The organism is Shewanella oncorhynchi (genome assembly GCF_030848765.1).
GTDB lineage: Bacteria > Pseudomonadota > Gammaproteobacteria > Enterobacterales > Shewanellaceae > Shewanella > Shewanella oncorhynchi.
Map to the genome: position 1 here is coordinate 546,065 of NZ_CP132914.1, position 19,611 is coordinate 565,675.

Below are 19,611 nucleotides of genomic sequence, written 5' to 3' on the forward strand. Positions count from 1 at the left end.
TAACAATTGCTATCTTCCCGATGATTTTTTATCAAATGGCGCTTAAATACTTATCAAATACTCGACTCAGAGGAGATCCTGCGGATCTCTGTCTAAGCTCCATCGGCAGCGTTTAGCTTCGATAAGTTGTTCTACAAGCGGATGAATACGTTCAAACTCTTGTTGCAAGCGATTGCGGTTTTTAGCTTGGAATAAGAGTTGGCGGCGGAACTTGCCGGCTTTTTTATCTAAGGGCGCTGGCATAGGACCAATCACCTCAAATTCTTTATCTTGCGGCAAAAGCGCGGCAAAGGCGTTGAGAAAGTTATCGGCATCACTGGCTAAATGCGCTTCGGCGCGCACCAACACCATGTGCCATGCTGGCGGCAGCAGTGCTTGTTGACGTTCTTTGAGCTGGCTGCGAGCAAACTCGCCATAACCGCGGTGCAGCAAATCCCGCAAAATAGGATTGTCGCTCTGGTGAGTTTGCAATAATACCGTGCCGGGTTTACTGGCGCGCCCTGCACGACCTGCAACTTGGGTATAGAGTTGTCCAAAACGTTCGGGCGCGCGGAAGTCGGCGCTAAATAAGGCGCCATCGACATCGAGTAACCCAACAAGCGTCACATCAGGGAAGTGATGGCCCTTAGCTAGCATTTGCGTGCCGACGAGGATTTTATATTCCCCCTTATGAATCGCATTTAAGTGGGTTTCTAATGAACCTTTAAGGCGGGTCGTATCACGGTCGATGCGCACTACTGGATGTTTAGGAAACTCTTGTTGCAGCGCTTCGGCGAGCTGTTCTGTGCCTATGCCTTGACCCATCAACATAGTGCTGCCACATTTGTGACACTGCTTGGGGATGGCGTATTGATTGCCACAATGGTGACAGCAAATTTCGCCAAGGGATTGATGTACAGTGAAAAACGCGTCGCAGCGGTCGCATTCGTGTAAGTGCCCACACTCGTGGCAAAGCAGGGCTGGTGCGAAGCCGCGGCGATTGAGAAACAACAAGACTTGGTTGCCAGCGTCTAAATGCAGGCGGATTTCGTTCAGTAGCGGCACTGACATACCGGCTTTCAGCGGCATATTTTTAATGTCGATAATGCCTTGGCGCACTTTTTTAGCCGCACCTGCGCGCTCACCCAATTGTAAATGATGGTAACGGCCGCTTAAGGCATTTTGTAGACTTTCGAGTGAGGGCGTCGCTGTGCCCAAAATCACCGGAATCGCTTCTAAATGGCCACGCATGACTGCCAAGTCGCGGGCATGATAACCAACGCCTTCCTGTTGTTTGAAGCTACTGTCGTGTTCTTCATCGAGTATGATGATGCCGGGATACGCCATAGGTGTGAACAAGGCTGAGCGGGTGCCGATAATGATTGCAGCCTGACCACAGCGGGCTTGGCGCCATGCTTCGAGTCTCTGATTGTCGGTTAACCCTGAATGTAAAATGGCAACATTGACTTTGAAGCGGCGCTTAAAGCGATTGATTGTCTGGGGTGTTAAGCCGATTTCAGGCACTAAAATTAACGCTTGTTTGCCTTGCTTGAGGATTTCTTCGAGTACAGCAAGATAGACTTCCGTTTTACCCGAACCGGTAATGCCTTCTAATAAAGTACAGTGATATCCTTGTTGCAGATTTAAAGTGGCAACAGCGACGGCTTGTTCTTTATTGAGTTTATGTGGCGTTTCGTCCATTTCGAGTGTGGTGCGCCAGTCGAGGTTAAGCTCGGCAATTTTTTCATGGCGTGCCACCCAGCCTTTATCTTCTAGGGCTTTAAGCGCCGCTTTACTGATGTCTAAGCTGATAACCTCTTCTTGGGTTAAGCTGGCGGTTTTGAGTAACTCGAGTAGTTTTTTCTGTGCGGGTGCGCGTTTAACCGCTTCGGGCGCAATATTTTGGCCTATTTCAGTTAATTGCCAGAATTGGATCTTTTGTGGCGCGGCATCTAGCCCTTTACGCAGGGCCACAGGTAAGGCTTGGGTTAGCATCTGCCCTTGGCTGCAAAAATAGTATCTCGCAGCCCAAAGAGTTAATTTATAAAGTGATTCAGGCAGTAAAGGTTTATCGTCGATAAACTCGAGCACAGACTTAATTTGCTTTGGGGCTAAGCTGCAAGACTCAGTGATACCAGTGACTAACCCGATCAATTGTTGACGACCGAAGGGAACTTTAACGCGCACACCTATTTGCGGTGTACTAGGATAGGATTCGGGTACGCGGTAGCTAAAGGTTTGCCGCATAGGCACTGGTAACGCAACTTCGACAAACAATGACATATGCAGGCAAGTCTTAGACAAGAATGTGGTTTAGTGTACTCAGCGCGGCTGGCTAGGGCTAGCCCTAATGATGGTTTACCAAGGATAGTTGAGAGTAAATAAATGGCTAATATAGTGAAATCATTAGGTCTACTTGCTTTGGTGTGCAGCGCACCTAGCATGGCACAAGTCTCCCATGTGAGTATTAATAGCCGGATGTTTGAATTAGGCGCTTACCCTAAACTCAGGGTGAATGTGATCGCAGACAATCAAGATATGTCGCGCTTAGAGTTTGTTGTGCAGCAAGCTAGCGGCGAAGAAAGGTTAATGGTTGAGGAGATTAATCGCTTTTTAGTTTTACTCACTGGCGTTGAAGATGTGAAGGATAGCAGCGCTAAACTCTTAGTGAGAGAGTATCGCCTTGACCGATGGTATGACGTCAAAAGTATCAATTTATTCGGTGCGGCTAAACCGGCCTCTGCCGCGTTAACGACAAAAGCGGTTTCGGACACTAAAAATACCACCACAGCGGGCGCCCCCAAAAGTGCGGATAAAGTGGGCATTAAGCCTGTAAAAGTGGTGGCAGAATCAAAGCCACTTGTAGAGGTAACGCCCGCAGTGACTGTTGCTACTGCTGCAAATACCCAATCCAAAGTGCCAACGGTAGAAGTGGTGACTGGCTTTAGATTTCCTGAAGCCGCGAATAAACAAAATACGTCGGCTACTGAGATAAACTTCTCTGCTAAAACCTCTGAGACGATTGCTGTTGAAAAAGGGGCTGTTGAAAACGCTGCAACTGAAACTGTGGTTCCAGAAATAGTGAAAACGGCAAATAATGAGCAAAAACAGAATATTGCTGAAACGGCCTCACAGACGCCCGAACATTGCCAGTTAACGTATCTTGCTGGCGAGACGTTGTGGCGTATCGCCAATCGATATGCCAAGGATTGGGATGTGAGTGTATATGGCGCTATGTTGGCGATTTACGAGGCAAATCCTGTGGCTTTCTCGAAGAATAGAATCAATGCACTCAAGAGCAATGCGGTGCTATCTTGTCCTTCGAAAATGATTTTGGATCAGCATTCTGATGCTAAAGAGGCGCGGGCGGTATTTGAGGCTAAAGAAGCGGGAAAATAAGCCGCTTAACTAAAGTCAAAATAGACACAGATTAACCGGCAAACGCTCAGATAATCTACTTGTATCCCTTGTAGGTATGCTGTACCATTCTGCGCCCTAAACATATTGTTATTAACATGCATGTGGTGTCCGACTACGGGTTGGAAGAGCGACATGGCCTTACACTTTTGAGGTAACCCCAATGAAACCAGGTATCCACCCAACATACGCTATCATCACTGCAAACTGTACTTGTGGTAACGTTATCAAAGTAAACTCTACTGCTGGTAAAGATCTGCATTTAGACGTATGTGGTGCTTGTCACCCATTCTACACTGGTACACAAAAAGTTGTTGATACCGGCGGTCGTATCGACAAATTCAACAAGCGCTTTGCAGTGCTTGCAAAGAAATAATTGCAATTGCATTGTTTCTAGAAAAGGCGCCTATGGCGCCTTTTTGCTTTTTGTTATTCGTCGATTTTCTTTATTCCGCTTATTCTACATATCTAGCTGGTACGACTTCACTCAATAAATAGTCAACTTATTCAGTATTGAGAGTTCAAGTGTATAATTCGACTTATTTATAGCAATTAACTATAAGATAAATATGCTAGTCGCCATATATTGTAATTTAACCAACATTTTTGAGATTAGGTCGCTACAACTAGCGCAGTAACTACAAAATATATGTTTGTTTCCTACAAAACATATTAAGAAATGCAGCTTTATTATAGGAGATAAGTTTATAAAACTAAGCTTAGAGTGTCTATTTGGCGGCTAAAGTGAAATTTATGAATCTCTTATTTATAAATTCCCCTTATTGGCGTATCTTACCCCGACCAGCCAGACTATTAACATCACCCTTTGGTGAGACTAGATGTGTGTTGGTAGGTCTTACTCTCATAAATTATAAATGTCGCATTTCAGGATTTTAAAATGTCAGATATTCGTCAACAAGCACTCGATTATCATGAATTTCCCATACCAGGCAAAACCGCAGTTTGCCTTACCAAACCCGCCGAAACGAGTCACGATCTCGCCCTAGCTTATAGCCCCGGTGTGGCTGAGCCAGTACGCGAAATCGCTGCAGATCCTGACAATGCGTATCGTTATACCAATAAAGGTAATACGGTTGCCGTGATTACCAATGGTACGGCTATCTTAGGTTTAGGGAATTTGGGCCCTTTGGCTTCTAAACCTGTAATGGAAGGTAAAGCATTATTGTTCAAGCATTTTGCGAATATCGATTCGACAGATATTGAGATTACGCATAATACGCCTGAGGAATTTATTAATACTGTTGCTGCGATTGCTGACACCTTTGGTGGTATCAATCTTGAAGATATTAAAGCGCCCGAATGCTTTGTTATCGAACGTGAATTGATTGCTCGTTGTAAAGTACCTGTATTCCATGATGATCAACACGGCACCGCAATCGTGACTGCGGCGGGTATGATCAATGCGCTGGAAATTCAAGGCAAGTTGATCAGCGACGCGACTTTTGTGTGTATGGGCGCGGGTGCAGCTGCCATCGCTTGTATGACTATGCTGGTAAAATGCGGTGCGAATCGCGCCAACATTTACATGCTAGATACTAAAGGTGTTATTCATTCTGGCCGTACAGATCTTAATGAATATAAAGCACTATTTGCGAATGATACCGAGAAACGCACGCTTCTTGATGTTATTAAAGGCGCAGACGTATTTTTAGGTCTATCAGGTCCTGACGTCATTGGTGCAGAAGAAGTCGCGCTGATGGCCGATAAGCCAGTGATTTTTGCGTGTTCTAACCCAGATCCTGAAATCAAACCTGCACTTGCTCATGCAACGCGTAGTGATTTGATCATGGGTACGGGTCGTAGCGACTATCCAAACCAAGTCAATAATGTATTGTGTTTCCCATTTATTTTCCGTGGTGCATTGGATGTGCGTGCGTCTTGCATTAATGATGAGATGAAAATTGCGGCAGTTCATGCAATTGCATCACTGGCAAAAGAGTTAGTGCCTGCGAGTGTATTGAAGGCTTACCCTAATGTGACGTCGCTGAGTTTTGGCCCTGAATATGTGCTGCCAAAACCTATGGACCCACGTTTATTGCCTAATGTTGCCCGTGCGGTTGCACAAGCGGCTATCGACTCTGGTGTGGCTGCGATCACCACTTTACCTAAATACGCCGACTAGGCTAAAAGTGGTAAAAACATTAAAAAGAGGCTAATTAGCCTCTTTTTTGTTTTTAAGTGGACATTAAAGTCACAGCGTCTTAGTTGCCTTTTAGGTTATGCTACTGAATAATCAACGGACAACTTTTGTTGAACTTCTGTTAAAATCGCACAAATAATTATAATAATCCTGCAGGATAGCGGATAGATGAAATTCACCCGAATGTTAACTACAAAATTAACCAGCTTTTGGTTAATGTCATTAGCCGCTATCGCCTTCGTATTTTTGCTGAGCGCTATGATGAGTTTCGTGCAGCTGACCTATAAATTTCAGCAGCAAAAAGTCGCTGAACTCGAAACTATGTTAGTCGATCAGTTTCAACACCAACCTGATTGGGAGCTAGAGGCTTGGCTACCGCCCATGCTGCTTGCTTACAATGCCGTTAATTTTCGGTTGACCTTGAAAGATGAAGTATTATTTGCCTATGAAGGCAACCTTTCTACGCAAAATGCGATGGTGTATGACCATATGCTAGAGCCGACATCAGGCTTGCGTATGCAGTTAACCTTGACTCAGCCCTTCGAGCATTACACTTTCAGTTGGTATGAAATTCTGATTTTGTTGGTCGGTATCTTAGCCGTGGCTGCCTTAGTGCGTTTTGGTTATTTATGGTTTTCACAGCAGCTCGATGGCATTGAAGAATTAGCCTTACGCAGTCGATTGATTTTGCAAGGTAAGCATGAGCAAGCACTCGCTACCCCCGGAAATGGTAAACCAAGGCTGATTAACCGTGCTTTGACTAAGTTGTTAGAAGAGTTACAGGACGCACAAAAGGAGCGGGGGCGTTTCGACAAATTCATCCGTTCTAATACCTTTCTTGATGCGGAAACGCGCATTGGTAACCGACTCTTTTTGAATAATCGTCTCGACGCCCTTAGTCATAATCAGGCTATGCTTGCCCACGGGGTGATCTATTTATTAGAAATGGATGATCTGGATTTATTGCAGCAATCCCAAGGTGAAGCTGTGACGAAAGAGCTATTAAACTCGACTGTTAATGCGATAAGTCAATTACTGCAAACTCAAGCTAATAGTATTTTTGCCCGTCGCTCCCATAATCAATTTGCCATAGTCGTGCCGCAAATCTCCTTAATTGAAGCGGATCAATTTGCCAGCAAATTACTCAAGATATGTCTAAGCCAGCCTTTGCCTGATGTTGAGAATAGCGATAACTTTTTCCACCTCGGATGCGCTTATTTTACCGCAGGCGATAATGCGGCTCAGTTAATTGAAGAAGCCGATATGGCTTTGAGGGCGGCACAATTACAGGGGAATAGTAATTGGTTTATGTATGACAAAGGCGCGATTGATGAAGAATTTGCCAAAGGCTCAGTGCGTTGGCGAAGCTTTTTAGAAAACGCATTAGTGCAAAGGCGATTTTTCCCCTTTAGCCAGCCGATAATTGATTCAGATGGTAATGAACACCATAAAGAGATATTTACGCGGGCTCGGGATAATCAGGGGGCGTTAATCCGTGCCACACTGTTTATTCCAATGGCTAATAAATGTGGCTTAATGCCACAGGTTGAACGGCAAATTATTGAGCGGGTATTGTTATTATTGTCGAATGAATTAGCAGACGGCGTATCGAATGCTCAAACAATTAAGAAATCAGCGCCGCAGATATACAGTATTAATCTGAGTTTGGATTCGCTAATGAGCCGAGCCTTCACTCAATGGCTAAAAACGACGCTATTAGAATATCGCCATCTAACCACGCGACTGATTTTCGAAGTGTCTGAAGATATCGTTATTCAACATCAAGAAAAGTTGCAGCCTAAATTAGATATGATCCGTAAAATGGGCGCGAGATTATGTGTCGATCATGTGGGTCAGCAGGTTGTCGGTACTTATTACATTCGCGAATGCCATTTTGATTTAATTAAGTTACACAGATCCATCGTGCGTCATATTCATTTACGACCAGAAAACCAATTATTTATTCGCAGTTTGATTGGCGGTTTATATCGAACGGAAGTACAAGTCTGCGCCGAAGGGGTAGAAGTCTTTGAAGAGTGGCAGACACTGCAAATCCTCGGTGTTGGCGCAGCGCAGGGAATGTATTTCAGTGAACCCATAGAGGCTAAGTAAGGGAAGTTCAGTGTTTGGGTGATTAATATCGTCTTAGAGACAAATAGATCCTATTATTCACGTATTTATCTATAAAATACGAGCATTTGCGGCTAAACTAGCCAGTGCCAAAAATATGACGTTTGCGGTTTTTATTCTGTATCGAGCAGGTCATAGGTCAAGGAGCACTGGAGAGTGGAGTGACAGGAAGTTTGTGCGAAAGAGACTACTCAAGCTTTTAAATTCAGTTGGTTATAGGCATCTTTATGGAAAAAAGTCTTATAGGTCGATTAGCCTTTTGGCAGAAGAGAACAGAACCGACTAGCCTTGGTGTCTATGTCTGCGCCGATAAATTATGGGTGTACGCACCTGCCCAAAAAGAGAATGCTGAGCAGTGGTTACCCTTTGAGCTGAAAGATGAGCACTGGTCATTGGCGTTTGCTGCTGTGGCTAAATCCTTTCCTAATGCACAGTTACAGCTGATTTTGGCTTCAGGCCTTTATCAATTACTGCTGACCGATAAACCGAATGTCGATACTGTCGAGTTATCCCAAGCTTTGCTGTGGTCAATTAAAGACATGGTCACGCTACCTGTACCGCAAATCCATTTGGATTACTTTGAGTCACCCATTCCGAGTAATAAAATCAATGTTGTGGTGGTGGATAAAGCTAAGCTAGTGAGTATGGTGCAGGCCATTCATGAACAAGATTTACAACTTTTCGGTATTAGTATCGAAGAGTTAGCCGTGACTAACCTATTTAATGATGACAACCAAGCGCGTCTGGTGGTAAGCCATAATCCCGGTCAAGAATTGCTACTGACTGTGGTTAAGCAAGGTCAGCTGTATATGCAGCGTCGCGTACGCGGATTTACTCAATTGGATAAGACTCAAGCGGATGAGTTAAGTTATGGCATGGCAGACAATTTAAGCTTAGAAATTCAGCGCTCTATGGATTATTTTGAAAGTCAATTGAGACAGGCTCCGGTATCTTCTATCGAACTCCTCGCCGATGGTGCCGTGGATACTTTAGCTAAGTTAGTCTCGGCAAACTTCAATCAAGCTGTGAATGTCATTGATAAAAGCTGTGTTGGCGCGCGAATGGCGGGATTAGCCTTTGCTGAATTTTATCGAGGTACTGAGTGATTAAATACCGAGTTAATCTTTACACTCCTTCATTATTGCCCCCGAAGCAAAGATTAACCTTTGCGCGTTTAAGTGCTTACGCCTTGGTTTTTGCGATCTTATTTGCGGTTTTAGGTGGTTATAGCTACTGGCAAGTCAGTGAGTTACAACAGGCCCAGCAGTTGGCTGCCCAACAAAAGCAGCAATTCGATACCCAAAAACAGGCATTAGAAGCACAAATTGCTGCGCGTAAACCCGATGCCGATCTTGTTGCGCGAGTCGATTTAGCGGAACAACAGTTAGAGCTTAAGCAATTACTCATGGGAGAATTGAGTCTTAGGACTTCCTTAACCAGCCGTGGTTTTGCGCCAGTTCTTAAAGATTTAGCCGTCGTGTCGGATGCGAGTGTTTGGCTTAGTCATATCGTCATTAATGAGCAAGATTTTATGTTCGAAGGTTTTGCCGACCATCCTCAAAGCATTCCGCAGTGGATTAGCAAACTTAAAACTACGCAGACTTTAAAGGGGCAAGCTTTCTCGTCGATGAGCATGGATCGCGGTGAAGATAAACCTTTGGCCTTTACCTTGAAAAGCGATAACAAGGAGGAAGCCGCGCAATGAAGCAAAAGTTAGCCCAATTAGGACAACAGTTTGATGCGCTAAGTCGCCGTGAGCGAGTGTTGATCTCAGTCGCCATTCTGGCCGTAGTCGGCATGCTGAGTTATTTACCCTTAGAGTCCCTGTGGAAAACCCATGTGGCTGTTTCACAACAGCTAAAAGCTTTAGAGCAGGAAAACGCGATTTCGGCTCAGCAGATTGACTTGTATCAGCAACGTTTAGCGTTAGATCCCAATCAAGATTACCAACAGCGTTTAGTGCTGTTGCAACAACAGAATCAAGCCCTAGATGCCCAGCTCGATGAGCAGATGATGGATATGGTGCCGGCTGACTATATGCCGCAGTTGCTGGGTAATTTACTAGGACAAGTGCAAGGGATTAAATTAATTAAGTTTATGTCGATAGCGCCCATCCCTTTATTACCCGTGGGTGAAGAGAAAAAACTCAATCTTTATAGCCATGGTATTCGCTTGAGTCTTGAGGGCGATTATTTTTCTGTGTTGCGCTTTGTTGAAGCCGTTGAGGCCATGCCAGATAAACTTTATTGGAAGCGTCTCGACTATAAAGTCGCGGAATATCCAAAAGCGACCGTTGAGATTGAACTTTATACCTTGAGTATTAATAAGGACTTTATCAGTGTTTCTAAATAAGTCTTATATTATCAGTGTGTTGTTATTGGTTAGTAGCCCTATGGTATCTGCTGAATCGCTGCGCGACCCGACTTTGCCCGGTAAAGGCTTTGCTGTGCAGGGTCATGCGAGTCAAACGCAGGATCAGGCGCTTGTACTTAACAGCATAGTAAGCTCAGGAAACACGGCTTATGCTGTGATAAATAACAAGATATTGTCTGTTGGCGACAGCGTTCAGGGGCTGAGTATCGTTAAAATTACCCCCACTTATGTATCGCTGTCCGATGGACGGAAATTGACATTGTTTCAAGCAATAACAGAGAGATAGGGAATACACCTCAGATGAAAGCGATTAAATACTTTACACCTCTGCTCTCACTTTGCCTTGTGGCGTGTCAGACCACAAATAGGCCACAGCCGGAGGCGAGTAAGGCGGAATTAGCGGCCTCAATGGCGACGGCAACGGCATCAACGACGCCACCGCCTGCGACTATGCCGGATGCGGTTCAGCGGGAATTGAATTCAGGCGCATTGCTATCAGGTTTGACCCCCACGTTGGAAACTGAGCGTCGTTTCGATGTATCAGCCCACGATGTTGATGCTAAAGTATTTTTTCCAAGCTTAGTCCAAGGTACACCACTGAGTGTCGCCGTACATCCTGACGTGCAAGGTACGATTTCATTATCCCTTAAAGGTGTGACGTTAACTGAAGCAATTCAAGTGGTTGAAGATATCTACGGCTACGAAGTGAGTCGCGAAGGGCGCATCCTAAGAGTGTTTCCTGCTGGGATGCGTACCGAGACGTTTCCGCTGAACTATCTCTATATGGAACGCGATGGCTTATCTGTGACGTCAGTGAGTTCAGGACGGATTTCGGATAGCAATAATTCCAATAGTAATTCGAACAATAACAATTCAAACAATAGCGGCTCGAATAATAACAATAACTCGAACAGCAGTAATGGCAATAACTCGAGTAGTAATGGCGGTAGCGATAGTAGCAACGGTACTTTTATCCGTTCGCGTACTAAGACAGATTTTTGGGGAGAGTTGAAAGAGACATTATCCTCGATAATCGGCGAAACGGGTGGCGGTCGTCAGGTTGTTGTTACGCCGCAGGCGGGTTTAGTGACCATTCGTGCTTTTCCTAGTGAATTACGCCAAGTGCGTACTTTCTTAAATTCCGCAGAAAGTCATTTGCAACGCCAAGTGATTTTAGAAGCGAAGATCCTCGAAGTCACATTATCCGATGGTTATCAGCAAGGTATCCAGTGGGATAATGTGCTGGGACATGTTGGCAATACTAATGTGAATTTTGGTACATCAGCGGGCCCAGGTTTAAGTGATAAAATCACCTCGGCTATGGGTGGTGTCACCTCGTTGAGCATTAAAGGTTCTGACTTTACGACTATGATCAACCTATTAGATACCCAAGGTGATGTAGATGTACTGTCTAGCCCAAGGGTCACTGCATCGAATAACCAAAAAGCCGTAATTAAAGTGGGTTCCGATGAGTACTTTGTCACCGACGTTTCTTCGACCACAGTTGCGGGTACAACACCTGTGACGACTCCGCAAGTCGAGCTTACGCCGTTTTTCTCGGGCATAGCCTTAGACGTTACGCCGCAAATTGATAGTGACGGCAATGTGTTACTGCATGTGCATCCATCTGTTATCGATGTAAAGGAGCAGAGAAAAAATATCAAAGTGAGTAATGAATTGCTGGAATTACCCTTAGCTCAGAGTGAAATTCGTGAGTCTGATACTGTCATCCGCGCGGCTTCCGGTGATGTGGTGGTGATTGGTGGTTTGATGAAGAGTGAAAACATCGAAGTGGTATCACAAGTGCCTTTGTTGGGTGATATTCCCTTCCTAGGTGAATTGTTTAAAAACCGTAGTAAGCAGAAGAAGAAAACCGAGCTTATTATTCTGTTAAAACCTACGATAGTCGGTGTCGATACTTGGAAAACGGAGCTGCAACGTTCTAAGACCTTATTAGATCGTTGGTATCCGGAGACAAAGTAAGCTTCTATGTATCAGAAGCATTTTGGCCTAAGCCAACCTCCATTTTCACTGACACCCAATACCGGATTTTTTTTCGGCCTGTCGCCACACGTGGAAGCCTTGCAAGTGTTGCAAACTGCGCTACAAACGGGCGAAGGCTTTATCAAGGTGACAGGGGAAGTGGGGACTGGCAAAACGTTGATTTGCCGCAAGCTTATCAACGAATTGCCGAGTCAGTTTCATTGCGCATATTTGCCTAATCCTTATCTCACTCCTACTGAATTACGCTGGGCGGTAGCGAGTGAGCTGGGCCTTAAATACACCAGCAATATCGACCAGCAGCAACTCACTGGACTTATTCAACAGCAGCTTTTAGCCTTGAGCGCCCACGGGCACGCCATCGTATTGGTACTCGATGAAGCGCAGGCATTGCCGGACGACAGTCTTGAGGCGCTGCGGTTATTCACTAATCTGGAAACTGAGACACGCAAATTATTACAGGTAGTGTTATTTGGGCAACCCGAGCTCGATGACAGGCTTAAACGCCAAGAATTTAGGCAATTAAGACAGCGTATTACTTTTAGCTACAACCTTCGCCCACTGACATGGGATGAAACCGACGCTTATCTTCGCCACCGATTAGCCATAGCAGGGCGTGCGGGCGAACCACTCTTTACATCACGGGAAACACGTCAGATAGCCTATGCGTCCCGAGGGATCCCCAGATTGATCAATATTCTTGCTCATAAAGCCTTGTTATTGAGTTTCGGCGAAGGTGCTACTCGTGTGCAAACCTCCCACGTTAAAGCCGCAATTCAGGACACCGAAGATGCAAGTGTTCGCCGATTATTATCGTGGAAATGGTTGCCTTTTTTCACTTTGATGACAGTGGCTTTCGGTTTGGGATTACAACACTTTTTCAGGGGTGTTGCATGAGCGTGATCAACAAGATGCTGCAGGATCTCGATAAGCGTCAGCAGGGGCATGAGCTCAGCAACGTGGCTCAGCCACAGGTGCAATATTTAGCTCGCAGGCGGGCTCCGTTTAACGGGCTGCTGCTCTGTGGTGTGTCATTGCTATTCGGTGGCGCTCTGGTTTATGGCTGGCAACTTTTCATGGCAAAGCCTGCTGAAGCGACTATTTCGGCTCAAACAAATGGGCAAAATGAATCTACTCAGACTCAAATCGAGCCTGTGCAGGTAGACAAGATTACTTCGAGGCAGCCTCCAGCAAGCGTCGTTGTCGTCGAAGAACCGCTTAAAGTTGCGACGACGCAGGAGTTTACGACTAAGAGTGAAGAGCTTGAACCCAGTGTCGACGACGTTGTACTTAATCAGCCGCAAGAATTTGAATCAGAACATGATGTTGAACAAGAGTCACAACGGCAACAAGATGAGAGCTCAGCACTCGCAGATGACCTAGTCGATACGTCAAGCGAGCCAAGCCATTCACAGTCAAATCGTGTGACATCGAGTGTGCGAAGCGCCGAGGTCACTGCTGCCACACCCTCTGCATTAATGATGTCAGAACGTGCCAGTGTTGCCGCCGATAATGAACTTAACGCGAGCAATGAGCTTAAAGTACAAGAAGTTAAAGCAGATGCTGGCACTAATCGACTCACGCCCCAACAGCAAGGGCAAATGGCGATTACTGAGGTGAAGTTGACCCCAAAGCAGCTGGCACAGAAGCGGTTTACCTTAGCGAGCGAGGCGGAAAGGGATGGCAAACTCAAAGATGCCATTAGTTATTATGAGCAAACATTAGGCTTTGATCCCAGTATGCATGAAGCGCGCAAGCAGTTAGCTGCGCTGCATTATGGGCAAGGTCAATTAGCCAAAGCCAGTGAAGTGTTACAGCAAGGCATGCTGTTATTCCCACAGCAGTTAGACTTTGCCTTATTGCTTGCTCGGGTTCAGCAAGCCTCTGGTCAGGCTGATCTCGCATTAGTGACGTTAGCCAACATACCTGACACGCATCCGCTGGCGAGACAAAAGTGGATGGCACAATCGGATTTAGCGCAAAAGTTAGGACAGTTTTCGTTGTCAGAACAAGCCTATAGACAATTATTACAACAAGAACCTCAACAGGCTAAATGGTGGATGGGGCTGGCCTATGCGCTCGATTCGCAGCAACAATTTCCCCAAGCACGCCAAGCCTATCGGACGGCTTTAGGCCATAGAGGCTTATCGGCGCAGGCGAGTGCCTTTATCGAACAACGTTTGACTCAGCTAGGAGATAGCCAATGAAACCCAGATTAAAAATGCGTTTGGGCGATCTGTTAGTTCAGGAAACCATTATTACTGAAGCGCAGTTGCAACAGGCGTTGGCAGAGCAGCGCAATACGGGCAAAAAACTGGGCCGAACCCTCATTGATCTGCAATCGATTACCGAACATCAGTTATTGCAGTTCTTGTCGCAACAATTGAATGTGCCTTTGCTGGATATCAGTAAAATGCCTATCCCTGCGGAAGTGGTGCATCTTATTCCTGAGGTGCAAGCACGACGTTTCCGCGCTTTAGCGGTTGAAGACCGGGGCGATAGCGTATTGGTTGCAATGAGCGACCCCGCGGATTTGCAGGCGCTCGATCACCTCGAAATGCTTATCGCACCTAAGCGTTTGAAGTTAGCGGTAGCGCCCGAGCAGCAACTGCTGCAAGCGTTTGATAACTTATATCGCCGTACAGACCAAATTGCTCAGATTGCCGGTAAACTCGAAGAAGAATACGCTGCCGACGAGATGTTCGATTTAGCCAGCCTCACGTCGGGCGACAGTGACAATGAAACCACAGTGGTTAAGTTGCTGCAGTCGATTTTTGAAGATGCGGTGCAAATGCGCGCCTCGGATATCCATATCGAACCCGGTGATAAAGCCTTACGTATTCGCCAGCGTATCGATGGTCAGCTACATGAAACGATTCTGAATGAAGTTAATATTGCCGCGGCTTTAGTATTGCGACTTAAGTTGATGGCGGGTCTCGATATTTCCGAGAAACGTTTGCCGCAGGATGGTCGTTTCCATATGGAAATCAAAGGTCATCATATCGATGTACGTATGTCGACTATGCCGATTTACCACGGCGAATCTGTGGTGATGCGTTTACTCGATCAATCAGCGGGTTTATTGACCTTAAACGAAACCGGTATGCCGCCTGCTATTTTGGCGCGTATTCGTAAACAGATTAAACGTCCCCACGGCATGCTACTGGTCACAGGTCCAACGGGTAGCGGCAAAACGACCACCTTGTACGGTATTTTGAGCGAGCTCAATACCGCCGACCGTAAGATCATCACGGTCGAAGATCCAGTTGAATATCAATTGCCGCGGATCAACCAAGTACAAGTTAACCATAAGATTGGCTTAAACTTTTCAAATGTATTACGCACCACCTTACGTCAAGACCCCGATATCATCATGGTGGGGGAAATGCGTGACCAAGAAACCGTGGAGATTGGTCTTAGGGGCGCATTAACGGGTCACTTTGTGCTATCGACCTTGCATACCAACGATGCGGTCACCAGTGCGCTGCGTTTACTCGATATGGGCGCTGCGAGTTATTTAGTTGCTAGTGCCTTAAGGGTGATTATTGCCCAGCGTTTAGTGCGCCGTGTCTGCCATAACTGTGGGGTAGAGTATCAACCGACACCGCAGGAAAAAGCCTGGCTGAGTAGTGTGAGCCGCAAAGATTTTACCCATGCGAATTTTAGAATTGGCACGGGTTGCCAGAGTTGTAATGGCAGTGGTTATCGTGGCCGTATTGGTATTTTTGAAATCCTCGAGCTAGACGAAAAGATGATCGATGCTATGCGTACTGGTAATCCGCAGGATTTTGCCAGAGCCGCGTTGCAGAGTCCTAACTTCACCCCGCTCGCTGAGTCTGCTTTGCAATATCTGAGCGAAGGCATGACGACGATTGAAGAGGTCGCTAAGTTGGTGGAAGACGTGAGTGAATCTCAGATACCTTTGTCGAAGGATATTATCAGCCAACAAGGCGTTGAGGCGTAATTATGCCAATTTATCAATACCGTGGACGCAGTGGTCAAGGTCAATCCGTTACGGGACAATTGGATGCCGCGTCGGAAAGTGCCGCTGCTGACATGCTATTGGCGCGTGGCATTATCCCCCTTGAAGTCAAAGTCGCCAAAGTGGCTAAGTCGTTCTCACTGACTAAGTTATTTGGTGGCAAAGTCGCGTTAGAAGAATTACAGATTTTTACTCGACAAATGTACTCCTTGACCCGTTCTGGCATTCCTATTTTGCGGGCGATTGCAGGCTTATCTGAAACGGCGCATTCCCAGCGAATGAAAGATGCGCTTAATGATATTTCTGAGCAGCTCACCGCAGGGCGACCCTTGTCATCATCCATGAATCAACATCCCGATGTGTTTGATTCTTTGTTTGTTTCTATGGTGCACGTGGGGGAGAACACGGGTAAGTTAGAAGATGCCTTCATTCAACTTTCAGGTTATATCGAGCGTGAGCAAGAGACGCGGCGACGAATTAAATCGGCCATGCGTTATCCCATGTTTGTATTGATTGCGATTGCGCTCGCTATGGTGATCCTCAATATCATGGTGATCCCTAAGTTTGCCGAGATGTTTTCTCGCTTTGGCGCCGACTTGCCGTGGGCGACAAAAGTGTTGATTGGTACATCAAATCTATTCGTGAATTATTGGGCGCTGATGTTGGTGGCGCTGATTGGCACTATTATTGGCATTCGTTACTGGCACCATACGGAAAAAGGTGAGAAGCAGTGGGATAAGTGGAAGTTACATATTCCCGCCGTAGGGTCGATTATTGAGCGTTCGACGTTAGCCCGTTATTGTCGCAGTTTCTCTATGATGCTCAGTGCGGGCGTACCGATGACGCAGGCCTTAAGTTTAGTGGCCGACGCGGTAGATAATGCCTATATGCACGACAAGATAGTCGGTATGCGCCGTGGCATAGAGTCTGGCGACTCTATGCTGAGGGTATCGAATCAGAGCAAGTTATTTACGCCACTAGTGCTGCAAATGGTGGCTGTGGGCGAAGAAACGGGGCAAATCGATCAATTACTCAATGATGCGGCAGATTTCTATGAGGGCGAAGTAGACTATGATTTAAAGAACCTCACCGCGAAATTGGAGCCAATTTTGATCGGTTTTGTGGCCGTGATTGTCTTAGTGTTGGCCTTGGGGATATATCTGCCAATGTGGGATATGCTCAATGTGGTCAAAGGCGGTAAGTAAGCGATATGGATAATATTTATTTCCTATCTTATACGTGGGACTGAGGTTAAATGCAGACTCAGCAAAAGGCTGAAAGCGATCTATTACGTATCTATGGACGTATGATCGCCATTGGAATTGTATTGGTTATCATGGCGGTGATCGGAGCTAAGTACTTTTTTACGCTACCGCAAATAGCGGCTCGTGGATTGGAAGTGGAACACGCCCGTTTTTTAAATGTGCTGGTGATGGTGCGTTCCCAGTGGTTGTCTTTGGGTAAGCCGGCGCAATTGCAGTTGAACTGGGAGGTATTTGATAATCCCTCCCCAGAAACTGAGTCGAGTGTTGTCGATATCAATGATTTAGGATGGCCACAACCTAAGCACTTAAATGCTCAAGGCTGCCAAGATTTGTGGCAACAGTTAATGGGCGCTGAAACTGATAATTTAGGTCTAGAGGCGGATTATTTGGCTAAGGATAATAGCTGCCACTATCGGTCTAAAAATGGCGATAGTTTAGGCTATCAACTGAACTCTGGCAGGGTCATTTTTTTGACTGCTCCGTAAAATATTGTTAACTCAATGGCTTTTTAAAATTGATTTAACTGTTAGAATAAAATTTCTGAGGTCTGGGGACATATATATGAAAACTAAGCAAACAGGGTTCTCATTAATCGAACTTGTGATTGTGATTGTGATTTTGGGTTTACTCGCCGCAACTGCGATCCCACGATTCTTAAATGTCACCGATGATGCTGAAGATGCCAGTGTTGACGGTGTTGCGGGTGGTTTATCGACTGCAGTTAGCTTTGTGCGTTCTCAGTGGGAAGTTGATGGGCGTCAAAATAGCAGCGTTATCCTCGATGGTAACACAGTAAATGTCGATACACGTTTTGGCTATCCAACGGGAACTTCAGTAACCAGTGCGACAGCTATGACAAATGCCAGTTGCCAAGAAGTGTTTAACACTGTGTTGCAGAGTGCTCCACGTAACGTATTATTTAACCAAGATGCACGTAATCAACGTTATACCGCTCGTGTTATTAACGCCGCAGGCGGCAGTGCTAACTCAATTACTGGCGCAGTCGTCGCAGGTTTAGATTTATGTGTTTATCACCAAGTGGCTTCACTGGTGCTAAATCAAACGAATGGTGTACCCACTCCTGCCCCTGATTTAACAACGGTAGGTGCTAAGGGAATAGTGTATAACCCAGGCACGGGCAGAGTGTTAAGCTTTACCCCACAATCACCATACCCTTAGATACTAAGGTTTCAAGTTAGCTTAGGTTAATAATTTTTATTGAATAGGTAGTTTCGAATGAAAAGACAACAAGGTTTTACCTTAATAGAATTAGTAGTAGTGATCATCATCTTAGGTATTCTTGCTGTCACAGCGGCACCTAAGTTTATCAATCTTCAATCTGATGCATACGCATCCACTTTGAATGGTGTTAAAGCCTCTTTACAAGGTGCTAATTCGCTCGTTTATTCTAAGGCGGCTATTCAGGGAGTGGAGAGCAAGGCGACATCTATTATTATCATCGATGATAAAGGTGATTCTGATGCAACTAACGATGTTAAAGTTAACGGTGTTTATGGATATCTTAAACAAACTGCAGTAGATATGGCTGTTGTACTTGATCTAGATACCACAAATGAGTGGACTATTGATGATGCGCCAGCGGTCACAACGACGCTTACAACTCCAGCAATAATTCATCCTAAAAAGTTGACGCCTTCAGATACGGTTAAATGTTGGGTTGAATATAAACAGGCTGATTCTAGTAATCTTCCTAAATATCATGTTGAGTCATCTGGTTGTTAAGTAAGGATTGTCAATGAAAAAGCAAAGTGGTTTTACATTAATTGAATTAGTGGTTGTTATTATTATTTTAGGCATTTTAGCTGTGACTGCGGCGCCTAAATTTATCAATCTACAATCAGATGCTCGAGCTTCAACTGTTAAAGGTCTAGAAGCAGCAATTAAAGGTGCGGATACGCTTATCAACTCAAAGTCATTAATTGCGGGTAATAATACAGTTGCTTCAACAGCCACAACCCCGCCATCTGTTAGTGTATCTACAGGTAAAACAGTTTTGATTAACTATGGACATGCAACACCTGTATGGACAGATTCCTTGGAAAATGCTTTGGATATTAAGGCCGCAACAGCTGCTAGCGGAACATCAAGTGAGTGGATCTATCTGGAAGATAGTGCAAGTAAGAGCATTTATTTCTATCCTCAAGGACAAGTCAGCCCTAAAGCTACGCCTGCAGGACAGTGTTATGTTCAATACGTAAATGGTTTGACTGCATACGGTCCAATTACAGTGACTTCAGTAGTAACAGGCTGTTAAGTCTATAAATGCTTAAAGGCCTGCCTAG

General features: G+C 45.4%; 18 protein-coding genes. 17 read left to right on the forward strand and 1 reads right to left on the reverse strand.

Features of this window, described 5'->3' with window-relative positions; all coding sequences use genetic code 11:
• Positions 1–66: 66 nt before the first annotated feature.
• The gene (gene priA / locus RA178_RS02590) at positions 67–2,262 is read right to left on the reverse strand and encodes a primosomal protein N' (RefSeq protein ID WP_113940093.1); all 2,196 of its coding nucleotides are present in this window, start codon (positions 2,260–2,262) and stop codon (positions 67–69) included.
• A gap of 102 nt (positions 2,263–2,364) precedes the next feature.
• Here priA and RA178_RS02595 point away from each other — a divergent pair, with 102 nt between their 5' ends.
• The 17 genes from RA178_RS02595 (at position 2,365) to RA178_RS02675 (ending at position 19,583) form a co-directional block, all read left to right on the forward strand.
• Complete coding sequence (locus RA178_RS02595; RefSeq protein ID WP_306684388.1) at positions 2,365–3,378, forward strand: FimV/HubP family polar landmark protein; 1,014 nt, start codon at positions 2,365–2,367, stop codon at positions 3,376–3,378.
• Between the two features lie 181 nt (positions 3,379–3,559).
• Positions 3,560–3,772: a 50S ribosomal protein L31 gene (gene rpmE / locus RA178_RS02600; protein ID WP_063883331.1), complete on the forward strand. Its 213-nt coding sequence runs from the start codon at positions 3,560–3,562 to the stop codon at positions 3,770–3,772.
• A 522-nt stretch (positions 3,773–4,294) separates the two neighbouring features.
• Complete coding sequence (locus tag RA178_RS02605; RefSeq protein WP_263167665.1) at positions 4,295–5,539, forward strand: malic enzyme-like NAD(P)-binding protein; 1,245 nt, start codon at positions 4,295–4,297, stop codon at positions 5,537–5,539.
• A gap of 186 nt (positions 5,540–5,725) precedes the next feature.
• A complete protein-coding gene (gene csrD, locus RA178_RS02610) occupies positions 5,726–7,669 on the forward strand; it encodes an RNase E specificity factor CsrD (RefSeq protein ID WP_306684392.1) in 1,944 nt (647 codons plus the stop codon).
• Between the two features lie 245 nt (positions 7,670–7,914).
• The gene (locus tag RA178_RS02615; protein WP_105251268.1) at positions 7,915–8,793 is read left to right on the forward strand and encodes an MSHA biogenesis protein MshI; all 879 of its coding nucleotides are present in this window, start codon (positions 7,915–7,917) and stop codon (positions 8,791–8,793) included.
• Entirely contained in the window at positions 8,790–9,392 is a 603-nt protein-coding gene (locus tag RA178_RS02620) for a PilN domain-containing protein (protein WP_306684394.1), read from the forward strand. Before RA178_RS02615 ends, RA178_RS02620 begins: the two co-directional genes overlap by 4 nt.
• Positions 9,389–10,039 carry an MSHA biogenesis protein MshJ gene (locus RA178_RS02625; protein ID WP_306684396.1) on the forward strand — a complete coding sequence of 217 codons (651 nt, stop codon included), beginning with the start codon at positions 9,389–9,391 and terminating at the stop codon, positions 10,037–10,039. Before RA178_RS02620 ends, RA178_RS02625 begins: the two co-directional genes overlap by 4 nt.
• Positions 10,026–10,346, forward strand: a complete 321-nt coding sequence (locus tag RA178_RS02630) for an MSHA biogenesis protein MshK (protein ID WP_105251271.1) — start codon at positions 10,026–10,028, stop codon at positions 10,344–10,346. The genes RA178_RS02625 and RA178_RS02630 overlap by 14 nt, the downstream gene beginning before the upstream one ends.
• Before the next feature lie 14 nt (positions 10,347–10,360).
• The gene (mshL, locus tag RA178_RS02635; RefSeq protein WP_105251272.1) at positions 10,361–12,043 is read left to right on the forward strand and encodes a pilus (MSHA type) biogenesis protein MshL; all 1,683 of its coding nucleotides are present in this window, start codon (positions 10,361–10,363) and stop codon (positions 12,041–12,043) included.
• 6 nt (positions 12,044–12,049) lie between these two features.
• A complete protein-coding gene (locus RA178_RS02640; RefSeq protein ID WP_306684398.1) occupies positions 12,050–12,958 on the forward strand; it encodes an ExeA family protein in 909 nt (302 codons plus the stop codon).
• Positions 12,955–14,268 (forward strand): tetratricopeptide repeat protein, encoded by a 1,314-nt coding sequence (locus RA178_RS02645; protein ID WP_306684400.1) that lies wholly within the window; start codon positions 12,955–12,957, stop codon positions 14,266–14,268. The genes RA178_RS02640 and RA178_RS02645 overlap by 4 nt, the downstream gene beginning before the upstream one ends.
• Positions 14,265–16,025, forward strand: a complete 1,761-nt coding sequence (locus tag RA178_RS02650; protein ID WP_173247182.1) for a GspE/PulE family protein — start codon at positions 14,265–14,267, stop codon at positions 16,023–16,025. The genes RA178_RS02645 and RA178_RS02650 overlap by 4 nt, the downstream gene beginning before the upstream one ends.
• A 2-nt stretch (positions 16,026–16,027) precedes the next feature.
• Positions 16,028–17,248: a type II secretion system F family protein gene (locus tag RA178_RS02655; protein WP_126491075.1), complete on the forward strand. Its 1,221-nt coding sequence runs from the start codon at positions 16,028–16,030 to the stop codon at positions 17,246–17,248.
• 50 nt (positions 17,249–17,298) lie between these two features.
• Positions 17,299–17,793: an MSHA biogenesis protein MshF gene (locus RA178_RS02660; protein WP_286992647.1), complete on the forward strand. Its 495-nt coding sequence runs from the start codon at positions 17,299–17,301 to the stop codon at positions 17,791–17,793.
• Positions 17,794–17,869: 76 nt separating this feature from the next.
• Positions 17,870–18,487, forward strand: a complete 618-nt coding sequence (locus RA178_RS02665) for a pilin (protein WP_306684404.1) — start codon at positions 17,870–17,872, stop codon at positions 18,485–18,487.
• A gap of 57 nt (positions 18,488–18,544) precedes the next feature.
• Complete coding sequence (locus tag RA178_RS02670; protein ID WP_306684406.1) at positions 18,545–19,051, forward strand: type II secretion system protein; 507 nt, start codon at positions 18,545–18,547, stop codon at positions 19,049–19,051.
• Between the two features lie 13 nt (positions 19,052–19,064).
• Positions 19,065–19,583 carry a type II secretion system protein gene (locus RA178_RS02675; RefSeq protein WP_306684408.1) on the forward strand — a complete coding sequence of 173 codons (519 nt, stop codon included), beginning with the start codon at positions 19,065–19,067 and terminating at the stop codon, positions 19,581–19,583.
• Positions 19,584–19,611: the final 28 nt, after the last annotated feature.

Excerpts from the sequence above, each read along its gene's own strand:
- RA178_RS02640 (WP_306684398.1), top strand. The coding sequence starts at position 12,050 with ATGTATCAGAAGCATTTTGGCCTAAGCCAACCTCCATTTTCACTGACA.
- RA178_RS02665 (WP_306684404.1), top strand. The coding sequence starts at position 17,870 with ATGAAAACTAAGCAAACAGGGTTCTCATTAATCGAACTTGTGATTGTG.
- priA (WP_113940093.1), bottom strand. The coding sequence starts at position 2,262 with ATGTCATTGTTTGTCGAAGTTGCGTTACCAGTGCCTATGCGGCAAACC.
- RA178_RS02615 (WP_105251268.1), top strand. The coding sequence starts at position 7,915 with ATGGAAAAAAGTCTTATAGGTCGATTAGCCTTTTGGCAGAAGAGAACA.
- RA178_RS02650 (WP_173247182.1), top strand. The coding sequence starts at position 14,265 with ATGAAACCCAGATTAAAAATGCGTTTGGGCGATCTGTTAGTTCAGGAA.
- RA178_RS02625 (WP_306684396.1), top strand. The coding sequence starts at position 9,389 with ATGAAGCAAAAGTTAGCCCAATTAGGACAACAGTTTGATGCGCTAAGT.
- RA178_RS02660 (WP_286992647.1), top strand. The coding sequence starts at position 17,299 with ATGCAGACTCAGCAAAAGGCTGAAAGCGATCTATTACGTATCTATGGA.
- RA178_RS02645 (WP_306684400.1), top strand. The coding sequence starts at position 12,955 with ATGAGCGTGATCAACAAGATGCTGCAGGATCTCGATAAGCGTCAGCAG.
- rpmE (WP_063883331.1), top strand. The coding sequence starts at position 3,560 with ATGAAACCAGGTATCCACCCAACATACGCTATCATCACTGCAAACTGT.
- mshL (WP_105251272.1), top strand. The coding sequence starts at position 10,361 with ATGAAAGCGATTAAATACTTTACACCTCTGCTCTCACTTTGCCTTGTG.
- RA178_RS02670 (WP_306684406.1), top strand. The coding sequence starts at position 18,545 with ATGAAAAGACAACAAGGTTTTACCTTAATAGAATTAGTAGTAGTGATC.
- RA178_RS02595 (WP_306684388.1), top strand. The coding sequence starts at position 2,365 with ATGGCTAATATAGTGAAATCATTAGGTCTACTTGCTTTGGTGTGCAGC.
- RA178_RS02675 (WP_306684408.1), top strand. The coding sequence starts at position 19,065 with ATGAAAAAGCAAAGTGGTTTTACATTAATTGAATTAGTGGTTGTTATT.
- RA178_RS02605 (WP_263167665.1), top strand. The coding sequence starts at position 4,295 with ATGTCAGATATTCGTCAACAAGCACTCGATTATCATGAATTTCCCATA.
- RA178_RS02655 (WP_126491075.1), top strand. The coding sequence starts at position 16,028 with ATGCCAATTTATCAATACCGTGGACGCAGTGGTCAAGGTCAATCCGTT.
- csrD (WP_306684392.1), top strand. The coding sequence starts at position 5,726 with ATGAAATTCACCCGAATGTTAACTACAAAATTAACCAGCTTTTGGTTA.